21 protein-coding genes and 1 riboswitch are annotated in these 21,408 nt (G+C 51.2%); of the genes, 3 read left to right on the plus strand and 18 right to left on the minus strand.

Annotation, left to right across the window (positions count from 1 at the left end):
* Nucleotides 1–180: 180 nt before the first annotated feature.
* Nucleotides 181–564, minus strand: a complete 384-nt coding sequence (locus HEQ72_RS10715; protein ID WP_168021183.1) for a nuclear transport factor 2 family protein — start codon at nt 562–564, stop codon at nt 181–183.
* 229 nt (nt 565–793) lie between these two features.
* Here HEQ72_RS10715 and HEQ72_RS10720 point away from each other — a divergent pair, with 229 nt between their 5' ends.
* Nucleotides 794–1,438, plus strand: a complete 645-nt coding sequence (locus HEQ72_RS10720) for a HutD family protein (RefSeq protein ID WP_168023362.1) — start codon at nt 794–796, stop codon at nt 1,436–1,438.
* 81 nt (nt 1,439–1,519) lie between these two features.
* Nucleotides 1,520–3,619: an excinuclease ABC subunit UvrB gene (gene uvrB / locus HEQ72_RS10725; protein WP_168023363.1), complete on the plus strand. Its 2,100-nt coding sequence runs from the start codon at nt 1,520–1,522 to the stop codon at nt 3,617–3,619.
* 2 nt (nt 3,620–3,621) lie between these two features.
* On the opposite strand, the gene HEQ72_RS10730 is transcribed toward uvrB, so the two are convergent.
* The 6 genes from HEQ72_RS10730 to HEQ72_RS10755 all read right to left on the minus strand — a co-directional run bounded on the left by HEQ72_RS10730 (nt 3,622) and on the right by HEQ72_RS10755 (nt 9,933).
* Nucleotides 3,622–4,536, minus strand: coding sequence for a glutaminase (locus HEQ72_RS10730; RefSeq protein WP_168023364.1), 915 nt, complete (start codon nt 4,534–4,536; stop codon nt 3,622–3,624).
* A gap of 50 nt (nt 4,537–4,586) precedes the next feature.
* Nucleotides 4,587–5,210: an HAD family hydrolase gene (locus HEQ72_RS10735; RefSeq protein WP_168023365.1), complete on the minus strand. Its 624-nt coding sequence runs from the start codon at nt 5,208–5,210 to the stop codon at nt 4,587–4,589.
* A gap of 167 nt (nt 5,211–5,377) precedes the next feature.
* Complete coding sequence (locus HEQ72_RS10740; protein WP_168021176.1) at nt 5,378–6,193, minus strand: ABC transporter ATP-binding protein; 816 nt, start codon at nt 6,191–6,193, stop codon at nt 5,378–5,380.
* Nucleotides 6,190–7,185, minus strand: a complete 996-nt coding sequence (locus HEQ72_RS10745) for an iron ABC transporter permease (protein ID WP_322099514.1) — start codon at nt 7,183–7,185, stop codon at nt 6,190–6,192. The genes HEQ72_RS10740 and HEQ72_RS10745 overlap by 4 nt, the downstream gene beginning before the upstream one ends.
* Nucleotides 7,176–8,021 carry an ABC transporter substrate-binding protein gene (locus HEQ72_RS10750; RefSeq protein WP_168023366.1) on the minus strand — a complete coding sequence of 282 codons (846 nt, stop codon included), beginning with the start codon at nt 8,019–8,021 and terminating at the stop codon, nt 7,176–7,178. The genes HEQ72_RS10745 and HEQ72_RS10750 overlap by 10 nt, the downstream gene beginning before the upstream one ends.
* 40 nt (nt 8,022–8,061) lie before the next feature.
* Nucleotides 8,062–9,933 carry a TonB-dependent receptor plug domain-containing protein gene (locus HEQ72_RS10755; protein ID WP_168023367.1) on the minus strand — a complete coding sequence of 624 codons (1,872 nt, stop codon included), beginning with the start codon at nt 9,931–9,933 and terminating at the stop codon, nt 8,062–8,064.
* Nucleotides 9,934–10,083: 150 nt separating this feature from the next.
* Nucleotides 10,084–10,310, minus strand: a riboswitch (cobalamin riboswitch).
* Between the two features lie 139 nt (nt 10,311–10,449).
* Here HEQ72_RS10755 and HEQ72_RS10760 point away from each other — a divergent pair.
* Nucleotides 10,450–10,848, plus strand: coding sequence for a YbaN family protein (locus HEQ72_RS10760; protein ID WP_168021173.1), 399 nt, complete (start codon nt 10,450–10,452; stop codon nt 10,846–10,848).
* 22 nt (nt 10,849–10,870) lie between these two features.
* Here HEQ72_RS10760 and HEQ72_RS10765 read toward each other — a convergent pair whose 3' ends face one another.
* The 11 genes from HEQ72_RS10765 to HEQ72_RS10815 form a co-directional block, all read right to left on the minus strand.
* Nucleotides 10,871–12,154 carry a trypsin-like serine protease gene (locus HEQ72_RS10765; protein ID WP_168023368.1) on the minus strand — a complete coding sequence of 428 codons (1,284 nt, stop codon included), beginning with the start codon at nt 12,152–12,154 and terminating at the stop codon, nt 10,871–10,873.
* A gap of 332 nt (nt 12,155–12,486) precedes the next feature.
* Nucleotides 12,487–14,250, minus strand: coding sequence for an efflux transporter outer membrane subunit (locus tag HEQ72_RS10770; protein ID WP_168023369.1), 1,764 nt, complete (start codon nt 14,248–14,250; stop codon nt 12,487–12,489).
* Between the two features lie 136 nt (nt 14,251–14,386).
* Nucleotides 14,387–14,731, minus strand: a complete 345-nt coding sequence (locus HEQ72_RS10775; RefSeq protein WP_168021169.1) for a RidA family protein — start codon at nt 14,729–14,731, stop codon at nt 14,387–14,389.
* A 177-nt stretch (nt 14,732–14,908) separates the two neighbouring features.
* Nucleotides 14,909–16,207, minus strand: a complete 1,299-nt coding sequence (locus HEQ72_RS10780) for a hypothetical protein (protein WP_168023370.1) — start codon at nt 16,205–16,207, stop codon at nt 14,909–14,911.
* A gap of 59 nt (nt 16,208–16,266) precedes the next feature.
* Entirely contained in the window at nt 16,267–17,058 is a 792-nt protein-coding gene (locus HEQ72_RS10785; protein WP_168023371.1) for a hypothetical protein, read from the minus strand.
* On the minus strand, nt 17,055–17,648 hold the full coding sequence (locus HEQ72_RS10790) for a hypothetical protein (protein ID WP_168023372.1): 594 nt from the start codon (nt 17,646–17,648) through the stop codon (nt 17,055–17,057). Before HEQ72_RS10790 ends, HEQ72_RS10785 begins: the two co-directional genes overlap by 4 nt.
* Nucleotides 17,649–17,865: 217 nt before the next feature.
* Complete coding sequence (locus HEQ72_RS10795; protein ID WP_168023373.1) at nt 17,866–19,101, minus strand: ribosome-inactivating family protein; 1,236 nt, start codon at nt 19,099–19,101, stop codon at nt 17,866–17,868.
* Between the two features lie 7 nt (nt 19,102–19,108).
* Complete coding sequence (locus HEQ72_RS10800; RefSeq protein ID WP_168021164.1) at nt 19,109–19,417, minus strand: hypothetical protein; 309 nt, start codon at nt 19,415–19,417, stop codon at nt 19,109–19,111.
* A 19-nt stretch (nt 19,418–19,436) separates the two neighbouring features.
* Nucleotides 19,437–19,778: a hypothetical protein gene (locus HEQ72_RS10805; protein WP_168021163.1), complete on the minus strand. Its 342-nt coding sequence runs from the start codon at nt 19,776–19,778 to the stop codon at nt 19,437–19,439.
* 15 nt (nt 19,779–19,793) lie between these two features.
* A complete protein-coding gene (locus HEQ72_RS10810; RefSeq protein ID WP_168023374.1) occupies nt 19,794–21,020 on the minus strand; it encodes a ribosome-inactivating family protein in 1,227 nt (408 codons plus the stop codon).
* A 5-nt stretch (nt 21,021–21,025) separates the two neighbouring features.
* Nucleotides 21,026–21,376, minus strand: coding sequence for a hypothetical protein (locus HEQ72_RS10815; protein WP_168023375.1), 351 nt, complete (start codon nt 21,374–21,376; stop codon nt 21,026–21,028).
* Between the last annotated feature and the right edge of the window lie 32 nt (nt 21,377–21,408).

Below are 21,408 nucleotides of genomic sequence, written 5' to 3' on the forward strand. Positions count from 1 at the left end.
CATCGGGCGTCCGAAAGCCAAAACAGCTGGGCCATTCATGCCTCCAATCTCCCGATTGAAGGGTATGAATCTGATCCGCAGACCACGAGCAATACCATGATTGAGTCTGGAGCCTAGGTTATTTCTGTATTGCTCTTTATGCCCCGCTGTTTCGGCAGCGGGGCTTTGTGCTGTTGATCTTCAGGCAAAGTCTGTGAGGCGACAGATCAGGCCATGACGCAGTTCAAAGAACGAGACGCCGCGTAGATCAATGCGCTGGCCTTCTTTCCAGCCATTGGGAAGATCTGTGGCAACAATTGCGGCATAGTCCACTTCAAGGGCAACCGCATCGTGCCCGACAACAGCATGGCGGACAGACTGGCTGCGGACTGAAAAAGCACGGATGCTTTGTTCAGCAAGAGTTGTGAAGGCTTCTTTCCCCGCCAACGTCAACCCGGATACACCCCCGTTGACGCTCTCAAACACAATATCGTCTGACAGGGTTTCCAGCATGGCGAGAACGTCTTTCTGGTTATAGGCATCAATGTATCCGACAACAGCAGTTGGCAGCAAACCGGGGGACATGGTTTTCTCCACACCAAAGGGAACGGGAAACACAAAGCCATACCTTATCTGTGTGTCACCAATGACAGCGTGAATCAAATGGAATCCTTGTGATATCTCTGTCGTTGCCTGCGGATTATTTTGTTTTTTATGTGACGTTCTATCCAAAGTATCTGGATGGAAAAGTATTTTGGGTGCAGTCTGATGTGTGAGTCATTCCGGGTTTTGTTGCCGGAATATGGGGGTGGTTATGGGGATGCGCCTTCTTACTCCTGATCGGTACCGACGCATGCCATGGCGTAATGGTCGCGGTATGACGACCGAACTTGCCCGTGAACCAGAAGACGGAATGGGCAATTTTCTCTGGCGTGTCAGTATTTCCGAGGTTAGCCGACAGGGGCCGTTCTCGTTGTTTCCCGGCTATGATCGTCTTGTTGCGGTTATTGAAGGGGAAGGAATGGATCTTCTGCTCGATGGGTCACTGGTCGAGCGGCTGAGCCGTAAAACAGCACCCTATACCTTTTCTGGCGACAGATTGGCTGAATGCCGTCTTATTGGCGGGATGATCCGGGATTTCAACCTGATTGTTGATCGTCATTATGGCCGTGCCACATTGCATCGCATTCGTAAAGGACCTGGTCTGACAGTGGGGGGGCTGGGGTCTGTCGTCTTGATTTATGCTGTTTCCGGCGAAGCCTGGATCCGGTTTCGGGAACAGGATGAAGAGCAACGGATTCGCCTGGAGGAAGAGCATACCTTGATCTTGGAGGGGGATCAGGTTGAGATCACGTGCCCGGCAGCAGAAGCTGAGGCCCTTGTCTCCGAGGTCAGTGTCGTCGGGCGTGCCAATGCTCATATTTGTATTGGTGCAATGGAAGATAATACCTTGCCATAACGCACCCCCCGCTGCGGGGATGGTCATATCTTCCATGGCGATGTAGAAAATGGGCAGCTCTGACAACAGCTGGCATTTGTGATGACACCCATTATTCCCATGTACCAAAAGCCCCCGGCCGGCCCGAAGGCAACATTCCGACTGTCATCGGACTATGTTCCTGCCGGTGATCAGCCTGCTGCAATTGAAGCTCTGACCAAGGGTATCTTGGCTGGTGAACGAGATCAGGTTCTGTTGGGGGTAACGGGATCAGGAAAAACCTTCACGGCTGCCAAGGTCATTGAGGCATTGGGGCGCCCTGCTCTGGTGATGGCTCCCAACAAGACGCTGGCTGCCCAGCTGTATGCAGAAATGAAGGCATTTTTTCCTGACAATGCTGTCGAGTATTTTGTGTCGTATTATGATTATTATCAGCCAGAGGCTTATGTACCCCGTACCGATACGTACATCGAGAAAGACGCCTCGATCAACGAGCAGATCGATCGTATGCGTCATGCTGCAACCCGCGCAATCCTGGAACGCCGGGATGTGGTGATTGTCGCTTCTGTTTCCTGCTTGTATGGCCTTGGGTCTGTTGAAAGCTATTCTGCTATGCGGGTTGTGGTACGCAAGGGCGATGTTCTTGATCGTGATGCACTTATCCGGTCACTGGTATCCTTGCAATACAGGCGCAACAATGCTGGTTTCTCGCGCGGGGATTTTCGTGTACGCGGGGATGTTGTCGAGTTGTTTCCGGTTCACTATGAGGATCGAGCCTGGCGTATCGATCTGTTTGGTGACGAAGTTGACCGTATTGTTGAATTTGATCCCCTGACCGGCGAAGTGCTGCTGTCCCTTGCGGAAATGATCGTTTATCCCAACAGCCACCACGTTACGCCGCGTCCCGCCTTGTCCCAAGCTGCCAAGGGCATTCGTGCCGAGTTGAAGGAACGCTTGGTTGCACTCTCGGCGGCAGGCAAGCTTCTCGAGGAACAACGCTTGCGGGAGCGGACACTTTTTGATCTGGAGATGCTGGAGACAACAGGCTTCTGCAAGGGAATCGAGAACTATTCCCGTTGGTTGACCGGGCGCAATCCGGGTGAACCGCCGCCGACACTCTTCGAATATCTTCCCGAAGATGCGGTACTCATCGTCGATGAGAGTCACGTAACAGTGCCCCAGATCGGGGGTATGTATCGTGGCGACTATAACCGCAAGTCAACGCTTGCTGATTATGGATTCCGTCTGCCTTCTTGCGTGGACAATCGACCACTGAAATTCGAGGAATGGGATGCCATGCGTCCTGCGACGGTTTTTGTTTCAGCAACCCCGGGAGATTGGGAGCTGGAGCGGGCAGGTGGTGTGTTTGTCGAACAGGTTATTCGTCCTACCGGTTTGGTGGACCCAGTCTGCGAAGTGCGGCCTGTCGCGTATCAGGTTGATGATCTTCTGGCGGAGGTGCGCACCGTTTCAGCCTCGGGAGGCCGAACCTTGGTGACTGTGTTGACCAAGAAGATGGCTGAAGATCTGACCGAATTCTTGCATGATCAGGGAATCCGGGTTCGCTATATGCATTCCGATATCGAGACACTGGAGCGGATCGAGATTATCCGTGATCTGCGTCTGGGTGTTTTTGACGTGCTTGTCGGGATCAACCTATTGCGTGAAGGTCTGGACATTCCTGAATGTGCCTTGGTTGCCATCCTTGATGCTGACAAGGAGGGTTTCTTGCGTTCCACCCGTTCCTTGATCCAGACCATTGGTCGTGCGGCCCGTAATGTTGATGGCCGCGTTGTATTGTATGCAGACCGTATGACAGATAGTCTTGTGGCGGCCTTGGACGAAACGGCGCGGCGACGCAAGAGACAGCAAGCCTGGAATGCTGAGCATGGCATCACACCCGAGAGTGTGCGGTCTCGTATACTGGATGTCGTTGGGGATGTGAGTGTCCATGATTACGTGACCGTTGATACAGGACCTGTTGGTAAGGTCGCCCTGACGGGTCAGTCCCTGCAAGATGTTATCCGTGATCTGGACAAGAAAATGCGGGCCGCTGCCGGCAACCTCGAGTTCGAGGAAGCCGCACGCCTGCGTGATGAGATCCGTCGCCTTGAAGCCCTTGATCTGGAAGTTCCGGTTCCACCGCCGACATCCTCAACGATGGCTGGCAAGGCCAGATCATCACGGCGGCAACGTCCGTAACGTTAGATCTCACCGTTCTCAAGGGATCGTGCCAACAGTTCAAGGGCGCGCATACCCCGCACCGAGTTCCCTTTTTCCGTAAGGGGAGGAGACCATACGCAGGCTGTTCCACGCCCGGGAATAACGGCCAGAATGCCCCCGCCAACGCCACTCTTTCCTGGCCAGCCAACACGGAAAGAGAAGTCTCCTGTGCCGTCATACAAGCCGCACGTCAACATCAGGGAGCATACCTGCCGGGCTTCAACAGGCTCAAGAATCCGGTTTCCTTTCAGGGTTTTTCCGCCCGTTGCCAGGAACAGGCCCGCCCGTGCCAGATCGACGCAACTCATCGGTATGGAACATTGCTTGAAATAGGCTGTTGTAACGGCTTCTACAGGGTTCTCCATTCGCCCATGTGCTTTCAGGAAGTAAGCAATGGCGCGATTGCGGTCCCCGTGTACGTATTCTGAACGAAAAACCGTATCGTCAAATACCAATTTGATATCTCCGGCAAGATGGCCGAGGAAATCGATAACGGCCCTGTCGGGCAGGGCAAAGCGGCTGACAATGGCATTGGTTACAGCCAAGGCACCGGCATTGATGAAGGGATTGCGCGGCAGGCCATTTTCTTGCTCAAGCAGAACAAGTGAGTTGAATGCCGTTCCGGAAGGTTCCCGTCCGACTCTCTCCCATAGTTCGTCCCCCCATGTTTGCAGGGCCAGAACCAGAGAAAACAGTTTGGATATGCTCTGGATTGAGAAAGGGGAAAAGGCATCGCCGGCTGTTGCCAAGCGTCCGTCCAACATCTGAAGTGCGATGCCGAATCGATCCGGTGCAACGCAGGCCAAGGCTGGTATATAATCAGCGACCTTGCCTTCCAAGGGTTCTGCCAGAATGCGATTATAAACGCGGTCAACGACGACCTGAAGCTCATCCACCGGATATGCTCCTGCCAGGGGGGCAATGCTTCCCACGATAGCGCCTTGTCCTAGCCGACAGAATTCCCTGCTGATAATTGAATGTGCAGCAATGACTCAAGGGCAGACTCAAGGGCCTCGGGAGAGGTAAAGTGAATGGCATGCATGCCAACCCGACGGGCCCCGTCAACATTATGCTGGTTGTCATCAATAAAAACGCAATCCTCTGCCTTAAGGTCATTTCGCTGTAGCAAGACCTGATAAATTTCAGGATCCGGTTTTACCTGATGTTCCTCTCCAGATACAACAATGTCCCGGAACAGATCCATGAACGGATAGTTCTTGCGCGTTGTTTCAAAAGTGTCTGCTGCCCAGTTGGTAATGGCATACAAAGGAATATTGGCCGCATGCAGCCGTTCAAGGATGGAAACCGTACCCGCAATTGCCCCGGTTATACTGATATCAAAATTATCATGGTACTGACCTATGATATGAGCATATTGCGGATGGTTCTCGCGGAAGTTTCGCTCGGCTTCTATCCACGAGCGACCACGGTCCTGCTCCATATTCCACGATTCAAAGTCAACATCGTTCAGAAAAGACCGCGCCGCTTCCTTATCCCCCGAGAAAGCCGGAAGAAAAGCACGTGCGGGGTCCCAGCCGATCAGCACGCCTCCTAAATCAAAAACAACCACCGAAGGTCTTTTCTTTTTTTTAGGCTTACCTGAAGACATGCACAGCCTCATAACCGATCATTGTCCCAGATTATGACGTCATCAGTGCGGAAACAAGACCCGTTTTCCCAAGATATGTCATGGGGTAATGTGATCGTGTGATGAGGCACACCTAACCTAGGCGTTTATTATTTCTGCGAGGAATGATCACCAATAATACTCGGTCCGCTCCGCGTTGTCAGGCTTCCTGCCAGGATGACCGGGAACGTTCCTATTTTTATGTTCGTGAATGAAACGCCGTAAACAGGATCTATGACAGATGGCACAAGAGCATCTTCAGGGGGCCCTGAAAGACCAAGGCAACCTTTGTCCATAATGGCAATGTGGTCACAAAAACGAGCTGCCAGGCACAGGTCGTGCAGAACAATGGTGACAGAGCGATTCTCACGCCTTGCCAAGTCAGCCAGAAGCTCGCACACAGCAATCTGATGCGCTGGATCCAGGTTGGCTGTTGGTTCGTCGGCCAAGATAACAGGGGTCTCTGTGGCTAAAACACGCGCCAACATGACCTTTGCTTTTTCACCGCCGGACAAGGTTGTTGCATCACGTTTGCCAAGACCCTGTATGCCCACACGCTCCATTGCCCTGTCAACGGCTTTGCAATCGGTTTTGCCGGACCTCCAGCGACCGGCCCAGGGCAGGCGCCCCAGTTCAACAACCTGCCGCACATTTAGTGACCAATGCAGGATATGGCCCTGCGGTAAATACCCGACAAGACGTGCGCGTGCCCTGGTTTCTGGTGCCGGTAACAACATATCCTCTAGCGTAAAGACTCCACGGGCAGGAACAATCCCGGCGATGGCTTTCAGCAGTGTGCTTTTGCCAGCTCCGTTCGGACCAATCAAACCGGTTAGTGCTCCTTTTGGTGCCTCGAACCGCTCAGCCTGTATTCTGACAGTGTGCCCCGGGGTGACAAGGACGGAGCAAGCAAGAAGAGATGTCATGCCTGAGAAACACCTTGCCGATATCGTAAGACAAGCGCGATGAAGAAAGGTGTCCCGACCAAGGCTGTTACAACGCCGATCATCATTTCCTGACGCGTTGGTACAATCCGGACCAGGCAGTCAGCAAGCACCAGCAGCAAGGCCCCGCCAAGAGCCGAAGGAAGAAGAAGGTGACTCGGTTTGCGGGATACCAAAGGACGAAGGAGATGGGGTACAACAAGACCAACAAAGCCAATCGCGCCCGTTACAGCGACAGCCCCGCCGACAGATGCAGCAATGCCGATAATAACGAGGGTATGAAGCCGGGCTATTTTTACACCCAAGCTTGATGCTGTTTCCAGCCCCAGAGAGAGAGCATCAAGCGCTCGCCCGGTTGACAGGGCAATCAGGGATCCAACCAGAATAAATGGTGTGCATAAAAGGACATCATCCATCGAGCGATCTTTCAGGGACCCCATCAGCCATAGCACCATTTCACTGACAGCCCATGGATTGGGAGCCAGATTCAGGGCAACAGCCGTCAGGGCAACTGCAACACCGGAAATGGCCATGCCGCCCAGAACCAGATCTGTTCCATCCCGCCCTTTGCGGGCCAGTAAAGCCAGTACCAATGTCGCAACAGCTGCTGCTCCCAAGGCAAACAGGGGCACAGCCCATCCAGATGCAAACGACAGGCCATGGTAGAGGGCGACAACAGCACCCAGCCCTGCCGCTGGTGAAATGCCTGTCAGCCCGGGTTCTGCCAGTGGATTGCGTAAAAGCCCCTGTAGTGTTGCCCCCGACAAGCCAAGAGCGGCTCCAACTTCCAGCCCAAGCAGAAGTCTGGGGATTCGTATATCCTGAATTACCATGGTAATGCGTGGATCTCCCTTCCCAAGTACCCCCGCAAGAACATCGGCTAATGGCAACGATGTAGATCCAATACACAGACTGATAAGCGAAACAATGCCCAGAAGGACAGTCAAGATGACAGAGAGTGGGATTATTCGCACTGTCCATCCTCCACTGTCCGGGGCGGCAGTATCAGTAGCGCGGATGAAAGATGTTCCGCTGCTTCCATGACGGTCCAGGTTGAACACGCCCACATGGCTCCGGGAACTGTAATGGCAGGAATTTTCTTCTCTCTTGACAGGTGTTGTAACTGCCGTGATGAAATATCCATTCCCCGTGAGTAATAGGGGGCATCGAAAAAGCTGGCCAGAAGCAGATCTGGGGGGTCCAGCAGAAGGTGCTCGGGATCATGACGCGGCCATCCCTCAGCTTGCGTGACATTACGCAGGCCATTGAGAGTCATGATCGCATCAATAATGGTGCCCGGACCGGCGCTGTATCCACCCGGTGTCTGGTACAGGGCACGGCGATCAGCCCCGGTTCGTCGGTAAGCAACCGCATCCAGGGAACGCTTCATGGCCTGTTTCAGCATCGTGCCGCGCTCATGCTGGCCAAGAGCTTCGGCGGCAAGGTCGATTTGATGGCCTATGCCTTCTACTGTCTCTGTCATGGGAAGACGGACCACGCGAATGCCGGATGTTTCAAGCAGAGAAGCCATGCGGTGATGGCTCCAAGCGTCTGTTATGACGACATCGGCACCAAGCTGGATGTAGGCTTCTGCAGACGGGGTTGGCCGCGGATATCCTGCCCCTTTCCGGGCCATCCAGGATACATGAGGGTCCGCCGCATCAGGTGATACAGCAACAATCTGATCCGGATCAGCCAGCTTCAGAATAACCTGATCGGCACATAGGGTGGCTGAAGCCACACGGGGTTGATGTGCAAAAACCCGCAAAGGAAGGCAGAACAAGAGAATGCTGGCAGCCAATATAAGCATGCTGCTGTTCTTGTGGTTGGAAGAGATCATGGGCATGTCCTCAATACTGAACCGTCAGGCCGGCAAATACAGAGCGCCCCGGGGTTCCGCGCCCATATTGTTCCTCATAACGGCGGTTCAGCACATTCTCCATACGCCCATGTATGCGGAGGGTTTCGTTCACAACCCATCCTAGTTTGAAATCTGCAACCCAATATTCACTTGCCCGTTCTCCGAACTGTGAAGCTTGGTCGCGGTAACGGAGGTTTGTTTGGGCATGCAGGGCAGGTGTTATAGCCCAACCCAGTGACCCCGTTGCCTGATGAAGGGGCAAGTCGCGCAAACGCTCCCCGGTCAGTTTATTTTCGCTGATCTGCCACGTATGTGTACCCCGTGCGGTCAGGGTGTTGGTCAAACGCACCGAAAACTCGGTTTCCACCCCACGGGCCCGCACACGCGCCGTGTTTTCATAATTGCCGCCGTAGGGGCAGCCGGGACGTGCACTGCTCTTGGATGACCAGCTGATCTGGTCTTTGATCATATTCTTGAACCAGTCTACGCTCAGAATGGTCCGACCTGAATCGAAACGTTGCTGGAACCCTGTATCCCATCCTCTCAAGCTTTCCGACTTGAGGTTCGGGTTGCCGCCACATACATCGTAGCGTTCGTAGAGACTGGGTGTTTGCCAAGCCGTACCATAACTTCCGTGGATGGTTGTTCCGGTAAGGGCAACGTGATACGCGGCCCCCAGTTTCCAGTTTTCATCACCGCCATGATGCGTTTGGTTGTCGGTGCGGCCAGAGGCGATAAAATCCAGATTGTCGAGCGGGGTTATCCCCAACGTCATAAAGGCCCCATGCGTGCGCAGTGACACATCGGTATTGGGCGATGACGAAGCGTAATTCGGTGCGGAGAGATTGATGGAGTCACGCCCCAAATCAGCACCAAACTGGATGTTGACAGATGGGTTCAGTGTCCAGGTTCCAAGATAGTCCAGGCGACTTCTTTGCCCCTTATACGCATCAGGCAGAGGAAGGCCCCGGACAATCGCACGTTCCGTTTTGCTGTCTGAAACGGCGATGACCTGCGTCAGGCCAAGGGATGGGGTCTTGTGTGTGCCGGCCAGCCTGGCTTGGTGACTGGTAATGTCAACGCTGTCAAACGTATCCTGCGTATTCCAGTCATAAAAACGATCCTCACGCGTATAACGGACAAAGCTGTCTAATCGTGCCTCCTCTGTTGCCTGAAGGCCCAGGCGAGCCGCTCCTCCCCACTGGCGGTATCCATCACGCTCTGTGCCCCCCCTGCGCTTGTTATAGTCGGAGTAACCGCCCCTGTTTTCACCATGTAAGGACACACGGTAGTCTATGGGGCCGGACAGACCGGATATCATGGATTGTCCTCTACGGGTCTTGTAGCTGCCTAACTCCACAGCCGACTTTCCACTGAAGGGGGCATTGGCACGCTTTGTTGTGATATTGATGACGCCACCGCCGGTATCAGCACCAAAACGTCCAGCCTGTGGACCCCGCAGAACATCAACGCTCTCAATATCATCCATGTTCATACCAGAAACATAGAACTGAGATTGGGATCTTGATGTGTCACTCACCTCTATCCCGTCGATAAAAACCCGTACGTTGCGGGCGCCCGCGCCACGTAGTCTCAACTGCGCTTGGTCCCCATATCCATTGGTATGACTGAGCGACAAACCCGGTATTTGCTGGAAGACTTCATCCAGACGCGTGATCTGATTACGCTGAATATCTTCGGCCGTTACTGTGGATTGGCTGATGGTTGTCTGCTCCTGGGAAACGCCTGCCATCGCCGGGATTGTTTCACTGACTGTCAGCGGGGGAAGGGTGGATGATGCCGTTGCCAGGGTTGCCGGGAACAGACAGGGAATACTGAAAACAAGGAGACGTGCTTTCAAAACGTTGCCCTCGATGTGGCAGGCACGCCGTTCCCGGAGCCCAGCCCGACAGAAAGACCGGCGTCACCAGAGAATACCCCCCGGTGACACCATTCTTGGTGCTGCGCCACAACAACGAAAAGCTGCCACCGATACTACCCCGGTATCGGATGACGTGACGCTGTCTGTGGCAGGTCTCCTGGCTTGCGGGTCAACATCCTGTGCCACCTTCCCGTCAGGCAAAACGCTGCCTTGACAGTGGTATGTCGGCACGGACTCTCCGCCTACAGTTGCGGGGACAGCCACATCAGGGAAACCTCGTAGAGAAGTTTTCCATCCGTTGTTCCCTTTTCATCCGGATACACGTGCATTCCGGAACCACAGACGCAGTGAAATCGCTAAACAAATGACACGTTCCTGTCAAGGGATGACGTTGAGCATCACCCGACGATTATGCAATCAGATTCTGAATTGCTGTGTATGAAGATCTCTTTTTATGGGACATATAAGGGCATGTCTGTATCAGGGAGGAGCAGATTGCTACGCTATGTTTGGATTGTTATCGGCATCTTGATGATAGGGATTGGTGCTGTTGGTATCTTGCTTCCGGGGGTGCCAACAACCGTTTTCGTCTTGGTTGCCGTCTGGGCTTTTACGAAGGGCAATCCGGAATGGGCTGCACGTCTGGAAACCCACCCTGTTTTTGGTCCCTTGATTGAAGATTGGCGCCGACACCGTGCCATTCCGTTATCAGCCAAGATAATGGCGGTTTCAATGATGGCAACCTCTCTTCTTGCTCTTTTTTTATGGTCGCCCCTGCCATTTTACGGCATCGTCTTTATTGGTGTCGTTATGGGACTGGCTGCTACCTGGATTCTATGCTGCCCCACGGCCCGCCCCTCAGATCGTTCCGCAGCGTCCGATCATCGATCATGATGTCGGACACTGCGGAGTATGATCAGGCCAATTCGTTCCCCATCGTGAACAAGGCCGTCGTGCTGATTGCCGGGGATGGGGATGCACCTTGGTAAATACCTGTTTCAAGGTAATGAGTGACCGGGTCAAGACCGGCTTCGACAAGTTGTGGGTTCTGTTCTACGTACCACGTAACATCAAATAATGGATTGGGATCACGACCTTCCATCCATCCCTGTTCCTGAAAATGAGCCCATGGGTCCATACCAGCAGCAGCGACATCTGGATTCTGTTGCAGATAGAAATCGGCATCAAAACCAATGTTCATACTGGCCATGACCGTTGGATCACTTGTGACTTCAAGACTGGTATCAAGGAATACAAGTCGTTCAATATCAAAGGCGACAATTTTCCCTTCAGGTGTATCAATCCGAATACCAAGCCCAAAGTTTGTCACCTGAACATCTGACATCGGGATGACAAAAGCTATGGTATCAAAGCCCTGTCCACCAACGACAAGATCGAAACCATGTGATGCATGGAATACATCATCTCCATCGCTTCCATAGATCGCATCACTGCCGGATGTGCCGGCGATGATATCAGAGCCATCTGTACCACGAATAACTCTGGCATCTGATTTATTGACAAAAATAACACGGTCAGGCTGGCTGGCATCTTTGTAGGTACTGTAATTATTCCCTTCCATCCAGCTTTTTATGGAGCGGAAATTGGTGCCAATATCCGCTGCGGCCATACGTGTAGATATAATACCAACAACATGCGGATCATCATCGCTCCCGCGCCACAAAGGTCCTCCGCTATTGCCCGGGTACACCGCGTGTTCGTTGATATTGATGAAGCTGGTCGCGAAATTGTAGCTTGCCTTTGCGACGTCATCGATCATCTCCCCGTGGTATACGTCCGGAAAACCCGTGACATGCGTCAGGCCTTGGTAGAAAGTGTGGTCCATTTTCATGGTATCGCCAACGGAAGATACCTTCTGTTCGAACCCAATAATGGCAACATCACGCCGCATTTCTTCGTAGCCCATGCGACCGTCGCCATCGTCGTCTACCCTGTTGCTTTGTACGGATGAAGCCTTGAAGAACCCAAGTGGTGCACGACCGGTATCATATCCCGGTGCGACACGAACCTCTGTTGCGTAGCCCAGTTCTCCTCTGTATACGCAGTGGGCCGCTGTAAGGACATCGTTGTCACCGACAATCACGCCGCTTCCTGTTGCGGCTACCCCCCCCGGCCATTTGGAGTATACAAAGACGACCGATTTCCAAGGGGCATCTGTTGTGTTGTAGACCCTGGACATTTCCACCTCCCCCGAATTGTTCTCTCCAAGCATCCAGCCTTGTAAGTATACGTACAAGATGCGTTCCGTTGGGGAGGTGATAAAATATTCGTGCAGGAGTGATGTTTTCCTTGTGCCAGCAGTCCAAAGGCAACTCTCGCTACAATATATATCAATATATTATAACTATAAACGCTTGATAACCATATTTTTATTGTATGTTTGCGCTCATTGAACACGGATGTATCTGCCCGGCGAACAAATATCTTATAACTAGATAAGTGGCGCAAGATATATTTATCTTGGATTGCATGTCCTATTTTCAGATAATGTCATGCCAAAAACCTGTTATTCTAATCTACCTTACAGCGTAAACCTGCCTTGCGTAGGGTCTGGCAGACGGCTTCTGCTTTGTCCTTGTCAGGAAATCCGCCAAGGCGGGCCCTGAACCAGTGACGCTGACGTTTGCCCTTTTTCAGTTTTCCTGTTTCCTTTGGCCACAACTTGATCATGTCCGCATCCACAAGGCGCTCACGGGTCAGGCGGCGCCACAGAGCATCCAGTGCCGGTTTCTCGTACAGGCCTGCGAGGACAATCAGATATCCCTCTGGTTTCTCATCCGTATCCAGCATGATACCGGCAGGAATAGCTGGTCTTTTTTGTGCCAGCGCGGGTAGGGTTTCTTCCACTGTCAGGCCACCGCCCAGGGCGGAGAACAAGTCAATGACATAGCGCGCCTGGTCAAGGCGGGCCTTGTGGATCTCATCTTGATCCCGCCGGAAGGTTCTTTCTGTATCGAGAAGAGTCATATAGTCGCTGGCACCAACAGTGTATGACTGTTGGCTGAACTCCCAAGCGGTCCGTGAGGCGTTCAGGGCTGCTTCTTGCGCCTTGTATCGCAGGGCACTGAAGTAAATTCCCGAAAGGGCATCTTCAACATCCCGCACACCATCAACAAGAGCTTGGCCATAATTCTCGATCAATTCTTCATGGCGTGCCTTTGCCAGATCGATCTGGCTGTTACGCTTGCCATAGTCAAACAAGGTTGCTGTCAAATTTGCCGCTGCATTCCACATCAGGGTGTGTGGTCTGAACAGCGTGTCCATCGTCTTGCTTCCTGTGCTTCCGCCAGCCGAAAGGTCAAGGGAAGGCAAAAGCCGTGCGCGTGCTGCATCGATATCGGCTTCCGCAGCAAGGAGTTCGGCCTCGGCTGCTTTTATGTCGGGACGCAGCAACAAAAGTTTTGGTGGTACGGCGGGAATATCTGCCGGGATGACCACGTCATCCAGGCTATTGGCAGACAGAGGCAATTTGTCCGGTGTTGTACCGATCAGGCGTGCCAGGCGGTGAACAAGCTCTGCCCTTGCCAGCTCAAGGGACGGAATGGTGGCTCGCACGCTGCTGACAGCCGCTCGTTGTTGCTGGACTTCTATACCGGATGCGTCCCCTTCCTGTTGGCGCTTCAGAACAGAGGTAAGCAGCCTGTCCAGCGCTCGTTCAGTATCAACGGTGACGCGAACGCGGTCGCTCATGGAAAGATATTCCATCCACGTACGAACGACCGATGCAACAACAGTTCGTTTGGTATTCTCCAAATTGAAGGCCGCTTGCCATATCCGTCGACCGGCCGCTTCGGCCGCACTGTTGCGTTCACCCCATAGATCAATCCGCCAATCAACGCGGGCCCCAATGCGGAAGCTGCGTTCTGAACGAGGATTTCCGCCTTTTGGAACTGATCCGAGGCCATCAAGCGGGCTTTCAACATTGGCCTGCAAAGGTGCTGTTAGTACAGGCAGTTCGTCAGCATAGATTGCTGCGGCGCGTGCTCTTTCCTGTTCAAGCTTGTAGAGTGCAATGCGAATATCGTGGTTCTGCACCAAGGCTTGATCAACCAGCTGGTTCAGCTCTTCAGAATCAAAAAGGAGCCACCATTCGGGAAGAGCTTCGTCCACAGGTACAGGCGGCAGCGCCTGGCGGGCCGTATCACTGACAAAAGTGGCGGGCAGGGGAATGTCCGGTGTTTCACGGTCACCGCCCGGAAGAGCGCACCCGGACACAAGCAGAGGAAATACAAGACAACAGACAGTCCGTGCATTCCCTGTATATCCAAGCCACATTATCTCTGATTCCCCATATCATTTCTGCGTCCCAGTCGCGGTCATTATCGGGAAAAACATTTTTCCTGCAAGTGAAGGTGTGCCTTGGAACCAAACATAATGCAGTGATATCAGCATTGCGGAGATCAGTATTTTATTATCTTGATGCCGTTACAATAATCTCGACAAGATATTCAGGTGTTGCCAGACGTGATTCCCCGGTTGCGCGCGCAGGGGCATATCCTTCTGGTACCCAAGTATCCCAGATTTGATTCATTGCTTCAAAGTCAGCTATATCCGCGAGCCAGATCTGGGCAAACAGGATCTTGTTTTTGTTGCTACCCGCCAGTGCAAGCAGCCGGTCAACCTCAGCCAAGGCCTGAGCTGTTTGTTCAGAAACGGTATAGCCCGGTTCACCGACCTGTCCTGACAAATATATTGTCTCTCCATGAATAACGGCCTGACTCATACGTTGGTCTGTTTCAATGCGGACAAGGGACATGTGGTATGATCCTCTGCAGGGCCTGTTCTTCATAATACTAGGCCCGCAGGTGTAATATGTTCACTATGCGTCAGTCTATAGTGAACCGGATGTGCGGGGTGATTGATATATCCTTATGCGGACCGGATACCCCGGCACACAGTGTGATGCCGGGGTGCGTGATTCCAGGCAGAGTGCCTAGATTGCCTTGATATAGGGTCTCGCAAGCCCATGGATGGGCAGGTATGGTACGGAGAAGTATTTGTTCCTGTCGTAGCGTTGTTTGATCGTATCCTGGAAGGCAGGCAGCGCAATCAGGGCAGCTTCTGTGCCTGCTGCCAGCAGTTTTCCTTTGGCGCATGCAAGGGCATAAACGGAAACGCTGTGGAATGCAGCATCAAATGTTGGAACGAATGTCCAGTTTCTTCCATCTTCCGATGCTGCCAGCTTGTTTGGCCCGTAACCGGCGACAAGAAAAAGATTTTTGTTTTGGGCAACAGGTGCACACAGGGTAGAAAAAGCCCGCTTCAAGCCGGTATTATACCCTGACCAAGTACGTCCGTCAGTCGACATGGCAACCATACCATTATCGCTGGCGGCAAGAAAAATTCCTTTCTTGTCGCCTGTTTGTCCCCATGTGACGGAGCGGATCTGGAAATCGGCATCAAGTCCGGCGTCCGTGTTCGAGAAGGTGGTCCATGAGATGCCATCATGAGACACTGCAAAGTGACCGCCCCAGTCTCCGGCAACAAACAGTCCTTCCCCCGTATCTGTATACCCCCAGGTCAATGGGTTCCCTGTGCTTGAATCTGATCCAATGTGGCATCTTGTGGGAGCACTCCAGTGGAGTGCATCCTGTGATGTGGATGCATTTCCGAATGAGTCCAGAACAACAAGAATATGCCGGTCGGGATCAAAAGCGATACCCTGTATGACACCCATCAGACCTGCGTCGCGCCGTGTCCACAGTACACCATCCGGTGATGTTGCCAGAACACCATCACGTCCACCGGCAATGAACGTCGAGCGCCCGTTTAGCAGTGGAGCCCAGAGTAGATCATATACCCAACTTTCCCCGAAGATATCCCGGGCGGCAGGTTGCTCTGTCCAGAATATCCCGTCGGGGGATGTTGCGATAATTCCTTGGTATGCGCCCTGATGATAGCGCATACCCGTTGCAACCAGTACGTCTTCCCCTTCTGCTATTGTATATATCGTCCCTTCGTGAAAAATAGCGGCTGCATTGCTCTGCTGCCACAGTGTTGGCAGGAGCTGCCCTGCCTGCCTGGATGTGTCCAGTTCCAGGGAGGCCAGATAGTCTGCCAGAGACGTCCATTCTTGCCGCTTGTAAACTCCTCCGTCTGCTGGTAGCCAGTCTGGTGTCAGAGGTTTCAGCGACCAGCGTATATCGCCAACATTCCACAGGCTGATCTGTTCTCTGGATTCATTATTATCTTTATTATTATTTGAATAATGAGCATCTGTATATCTTGTCATTTTATTTCTCTCTTATACGTTTCCAATGATTATATTTTATTATTACATGCGCTGCGGCATTAACGTGATGCGCAAATATAGGCATTCAAGCCATGTGCTGGCTCTATGTAGGGTGTTATAAATTCTGTTTCAGGATCATGATGAACCAAAGAAGGATATGGTTTGGCCAACGATGTAACAGGGACTTCTGATGCAGCAATGGGTTTATGGGCAAGATCATGCATGGCCGCAAAGCCGCTACTCCCCCCGACGAAGAGCTTACCATTTGCATACATCAGTGCAGTTATGTTATTGTCTTGAAGAAGATCGTTTATGCCGCTGATGCTTTTCCACGTCCATCCGTCTGTAGAGACAGCTAGCGAACTTTTGCCATATCCACCAATAACAAACAGGCTGCCGCCATCAGCCATAGGCACCCATGTTGCGCAGAATATGTGTTTTAGGGGGGTATCTTGGACATTCCACATGTGTCCATTCTCGGAAAGAATGGCCCGCCCATTGTTGCAACCTGCGATAAAAACCCCACAACCATCATCGCGACGTCCCCATGTCATGCAGCGTATTGCTCGGCTGAGGTCATGCTCAACAGGGTCATTATGGCAATGATTCCATTCTTCTCCATCCCGGGATGCAAAGATTTTTCTATTTGCAGGAGCAGCCATAAAGAGGCCAGACCGTGCTCCTGTTATGCCCCAGGTTAAGGTATTTCCAAGCCATGAGTGTATTTGTGCATTTTCAGTTACGTTTAACGAATTCCAGTCCTGCCCATTTGCTGACGTATGAACGGAGCCAGACTGGTCGAGAACCATGAACATGCCTTGCGTATTGCCCTTGGTCAGGCCGTAGGTCACACCCTGAATGCTCCCACGTGCACGAAGACTGCATGGGGTCCAGTTTGCTCCATCTGCTGACATGGCAACCATTCCATTGGAGAGGCTCCGGCAATGAACATGGGACTACCATCGGGCTGGTGACCGTAAGCAACGTCAGTTATTCTGGATCCCAGCGTGGCCACGTTGGCAGATTCACTAGGGACCCAATGGATGCCATCATAAGAAAAAGCCAGAACAGGCTTGCTTTTTCCGTTGCTGGAATGTTTGCCGGCCGCAACTAGAACGTTATCGCCAGCAACCATTGAAAAGATATTTCCTTCCTCGAACAATACCCTGATATCTACAATGGTCTCCCAGTTCTCTTTTTGAGAACCAGATAGATCTATCCCGTATGTATTTGGTTTACTTTTACGGTGTTGCATCATCCAGCGTGGGGCAATATCTGCCAGTAGTGGCCAGTCCTCACGCCTTCTGGGTTTTCCATCAGCGGGAAGCCAGCAGGTCGAGTCCGGGATGCGGGCAGACCACAGAACATCACCGATGTTCCACGTTTGAATTTCTTTGTCACGGGTATTTTTACCATAGAAATTATTCTTTGTTTCATTCATTTATCTAATTCATTCATATAATATAAATTATTAATATATATTTAATTTAAAAATAATTTTTAACATAAATTAATAAAATTCATATTCGATTAATGAATAATTTATATCTTGTGTTGTTGATTATCTATGCAGTCATTATCTTTAATAAATAATTTTAATTATTATGGTTGGTGGCCCCAGTAATGGTTCCACCAACTTTCTATTATGGAGCGGAAAATTAATGATCTTCTAGAATAGTAGAAAGAATACCAAAGCCGCGAGCTCTATCGAAGTAGGTATTGCCAACGCGAACCAGAAGTGTGGAGCAGAAATCATCAGCAAGATCAGAAAAATGATCCAGCAAAGAGTTTGTATCGCGTGGTGTGCGGTGACCGATGCGAGACGGGCAGCTTCCACGACGACTGAGAGCCCACCGACTGGAAAGCGCAACAGCAAGAACAGCACGCCAGTTGATGGCATTATCACTCAGACTGGAGGCGATATAAAGACGCGACCCATATGGGCTGTTTCTGCTGTGAGAAAGCTCCAGGCGTGGCGAGCCTTCACGGCTGCTGCTGTCCAAGGACATCTGTGACCCGAAGTCACTCAGGGTACGCCAGCTGTTTGTGATCAGGGCTTCATCTTGTGTCATGGTCCATGTGCGGCCATTGTCAAAGCCGGCATCGTGGATGCTCTCTGCCAGATTGCGGAATCGCATGCCTTCAAAATACGTTACGATAATCCTCAGAAGGGAGCGGGCAACGTCGGCAGTGCTGTCTTCGTCATCGTTGGCAGCGTTATGTTCTGCCAGCGTTGCAATAGCGGAACGCACCGTTCGCATGGAAGAGCGAAAGTTACCGCCATAGCGTCGCATGTTGGCCTTATGCTCCAAGCTTGGATAGTCATAAGACATATTCAGGTTTCTGGCGGTGGTTCCAGGTATGGTCAAATCCAGAGGAACTGCTGCCGTATCAGCCGATGCATGATGGTACGGTGCTGGTTCGTACATTCTGTGGAACACACGGTGACCTAGCCGACCATTGATAAAGCCCAAGACGTACAGGTCATTGTTGCGTACGACCAGATCAACTTGTTGCAATACGCTCCTGTTGTCTTCGTTCAGGGCCGCCATACTAACGATCGAATACCCCCTGCCTCGTCGGGTGATGCGCACTGCTTCTTCACCGTTGTTTTCTTGGTCCATTTCTTCTTGGGCCAAGGGGCTGGGTATCGTTTCCTGTGGCTCTATTGGTACGGGCGCTACTTCGGTCAGGCTATCTCTCAGACGCTGTATTTCCTGGAGGTAGGAATGATCTTGGTCTGATCCAGCCTCTGGCTGGGCTTCTGCGTTGGGGTGAGCGACGTAAGTCGTATGATGTATGATAGCATGTGCTGCGTGCGTAAAGCCAATAACACCACTGAAGGCAAGTCCAATTGGAATGATCAGGTGTCTTTTTAAAAGATTATTTTTCATTTTATTGTCACTCTTTATGCAAAGTCAGGCTTTTTATATTGTAATTGTCGCAATCATATTTTGAATCTGTTGACCCACTTATCTTCATGCCTGTTGCCATGCCCAAGAGAAGGAGTTTGTACTCAGATTTCCCACCGTCGCTCTTGGAGTTATCCATCAATGTATACCCATGGCCGTTACCCAGTGTGAAATTTATGGGCCCTGCGCCATGCGCTTTCACGCTCTCTATGTTTTGCTTGTAGAAGCAAGCATTTGCAGTTCCTGTTACAGCAATTGTAATAGATGAAATAATGATTAATGATTTAAATATATTCATTGGTAATCTTCTCATAAAATTATCTGTTGTATGAAACAATACTTTTTACAAGATCTCCTCCGCAATTTACGTCATCGCTATACCCGGTTACGCGAGATCTTGTTGCAACTGACAGCATGAGCATCTGGTGCATTGACTTTCCACTTGTTGTATTGGTTCCATCAATGAGTTTGTAGCGCGTCTCGTTTCCCTCCACCTTGAAGATGATTGAGTTATTTCCATGGACCTTCACAAACTCTATGGGCTTCAACTCAAAGCATGTACCATATTTTGCTGCGGTGGCATGGGCACCGGATACGTGCAAGGAAGAGATTGCAGCAAGAGAAATAACAGATGCAATTTTAATAACTTTAGACTTCATTTTTTTCATCCAGTCTTATTGATTAATAATATAGAGAGCTGACCCAAGTCCCTTCTCATAGTAGTAATTTCCAATCCTGATCAGGGTATTATTTACTGTGCTCTTTTCATCAGGATCCTCGCAGAGATCTGTATGCGGTGATAAATCACGGGGATGGCGCCTGACAGCCGGAGGGCAACTGTTATGCCTTGCTAGATGCCATTGTGTTGCCAAGACCACAGCCGTTGTCCTATGCCATGATTCATGCTGCAAATTATTGAGGCTGGCAGAGAACCTATACATTCCCCCCTGACCGCGTAAGGCAAGGGTTTGTGTATTTGTGTCATTCAATGCGTTAAGAGAACCAAATTGCGTCAATTCGCGCCAAGCGTTGGTGATGCGGGCCTCCCGTGGTGTTACGATCCATTCTTGTCCATGATCGAAGCCAGCTTGTTCTATTGCTTGTGAAATGCTGCGGAAGCGTGCTCCTTCAAAATAGGCCACGATGATGCGGAGTATGGCTCCGGCTAGTCTTTTCTGGGCTCTCCCTGTTGTAGAGCCAGAATACTCAGCGAGAGTCATGACTGCGGCGCGCAGGGCCTCAAGAGAGATATCAAGATTCCCCGTGTAACGTCCTATCCCGGCTATATACTCCAGGTTTGGGTAGTCATAGTTAAGGTCAAGATCTGTTGTCCGATGTGTTGTCCAGCGTATATCTGATGCGGTGCCAAGTATCGATGGCAGAACAGGAACATGTGGCTCCCGCCTTTCCGGAGGAGTGCGCAGGCGATAAAAGGTTCTTTGTGTTGAAGGGCCGTTTATGAACCCCATCACATAAAGGTCGCGGTCTCTTACAATCAGGTCAATGCTTTGCTGAGCGCTTCTGTTATCATCGGACAAGTTCATAAGTGTAATGACAGAATGATTGCGGGTTGCTCTTGTGATGCGCAGGCTCTCTGGCATGACATGTGCTATCCGTTCCAATGCACGGGATATATGGTTGTCCGTTGTTGACGTGGCTGCTGTAGGGCTTGCTTGCACAACATATTCGTGGACTGGCAGTGTATCGGTCAGCGCTTCCCGGAGACGCTCTATCTCGCGTGCATAGGTATGTTCTCCAGGATTTGAGATGGCATTTGGGTGTGCAAGATAAACGTTGTGTGATACTGCTCCCGCAGAATTACACAGGATCAGGCAGGAAAGGGAAATGGTCACATAGGTTATGGCCATTTTCCATGCTGCGAGAATGCGTTCTGTTCCCATGCGCGTCATTCAGTATGGAGAACAATGCCTGTTACCATCTCTTGCGAGCAGTCTGAACCACGTCTGTAGGCCGTTACCTTGTTTCCTGTAAGAAGGGAAGAAAGAAGTATCTCGTAAACACCCTTTGCATCATCTTTATCTATCTTAGATGAATAGTTAAACCATTTATCCTGTACTTTAAATCTTAGGTATTTCTCTGATCCAATGTTTATGTCTACAACAGGTTCTTTTTCTACGCATATGCCATCATTGTAATCTTGGCTACCAGGAGCGGCCACTTCTGCATAAGCGTGGCTTGATAAAGATAATAATAGCCCAATTAAAAGAGCGTGTTTATTAAGATTATTTATATACATAATATATAAACTCTATTTATGGGATGAATATT

Source organism: Haematospirillum sp. 15-248 (genome assembly GCF_012102665.1).
Classification (GTDB): domain Bacteria; phylum Pseudomonadota; class Alphaproteobacteria; order Rhodospirillales; family Rhodospirillaceae; genus Haematospirillum.

Excerpts from the sequence above, each read along its gene's own strand:
- HEQ72_RS10780 (WP_168023370.1), bottom strand. The coding sequence starts at position 16,207 with ATGACAAGATATACAGATGCTCATTATTCAAATAATAATAAAGATAAT.
- HEQ72_RS10770 (WP_168023369.1), bottom strand. The coding sequence starts at position 14,250 with ATGTGGCTTGGATATACAGGGAATGCACGGACTGTCTGTTGTCTTGTA.
- HEQ72_RS10765 (WP_168023368.1), bottom strand. The coding sequence starts at position 12,154 with ATGTCCAGGGTCTACAACACAACAGATGCCCCTTGGAAATCGGTCGTC.
- HEQ72_RS10800 (WP_168021164.1), bottom strand. The coding sequence starts at position 19,417 with ATGAATATATTTAAATCATTAATCATTATTTCATCTATTACAATTGCT.
- HEQ72_RS10715 (WP_168021183.1), bottom strand. The coding sequence starts at position 564 with ATGTCCCCCGGTTTGCTGCCAACTGCTGTTGTCGGATACATTGATGCC.
- HEQ72_RS10740 (WP_168021176.1), bottom strand. The coding sequence starts at position 6,193 with ATGACATCTCTTCTTGCTTGCTCCGTCCTTGTCACCCCGGGGCACACT.
- HEQ72_RS10720 (WP_168023362.1), top strand. The coding sequence starts at position 794 with ATGGGGATGCGCCTTCTTACTCCTGATCGGTACCGACGCATGCCATGG.
- HEQ72_RS10775 (WP_168021169.1), bottom strand. The coding sequence starts at position 14,731 with ATGTCCCTTGTCCGCATTGAAACAGACCAACGTATGAGTCAGGCCGTT.
- HEQ72_RS10815 (WP_168023375.1), bottom strand. The coding sequence starts at position 21,376 with ATGTATATAAATAATCTTAATAAACACGCTCTTTTAATTGGGCTATTA.
- HEQ72_RS10790 (WP_168023372.1), bottom strand. The coding sequence starts at position 17,648 with ATGAATGAAACAAAGAATAATTTCTATGGTAAAAATACCCGTGACAAA.
- HEQ72_RS10795 (WP_168023373.1), bottom strand. The coding sequence starts at position 19,101 with ATGAAAAATAATCTTTTAAAAAGACACCTGATCATTCCAATTGGACTT.
- HEQ72_RS10810 (WP_168023374.1), bottom strand. The coding sequence starts at position 21,020 with ATGGGAACAGAACGCATTCTCGCAGCATGGAAAATGGCCATAACCTAT.
- HEQ72_RS10805 (WP_168021163.1), bottom strand. The coding sequence starts at position 19,778 with ATGAAGTCTAAAGTTATTAAAATTGCATCTGTTATTTCTCTTGCTGCA.
- HEQ72_RS10750 (WP_168023366.1), bottom strand. The coding sequence starts at position 8,021 with ATGCTTATATTGGCTGCCAGCATTCTCTTGTTCTGCCTTCCTTTGCGG.
- uvrB (WP_168023363.1), top strand. The coding sequence starts at position 1,520 with ATGACACCCATTATTCCCATGTACCAAAAGCCCCCGGCCGGCCCGAAG.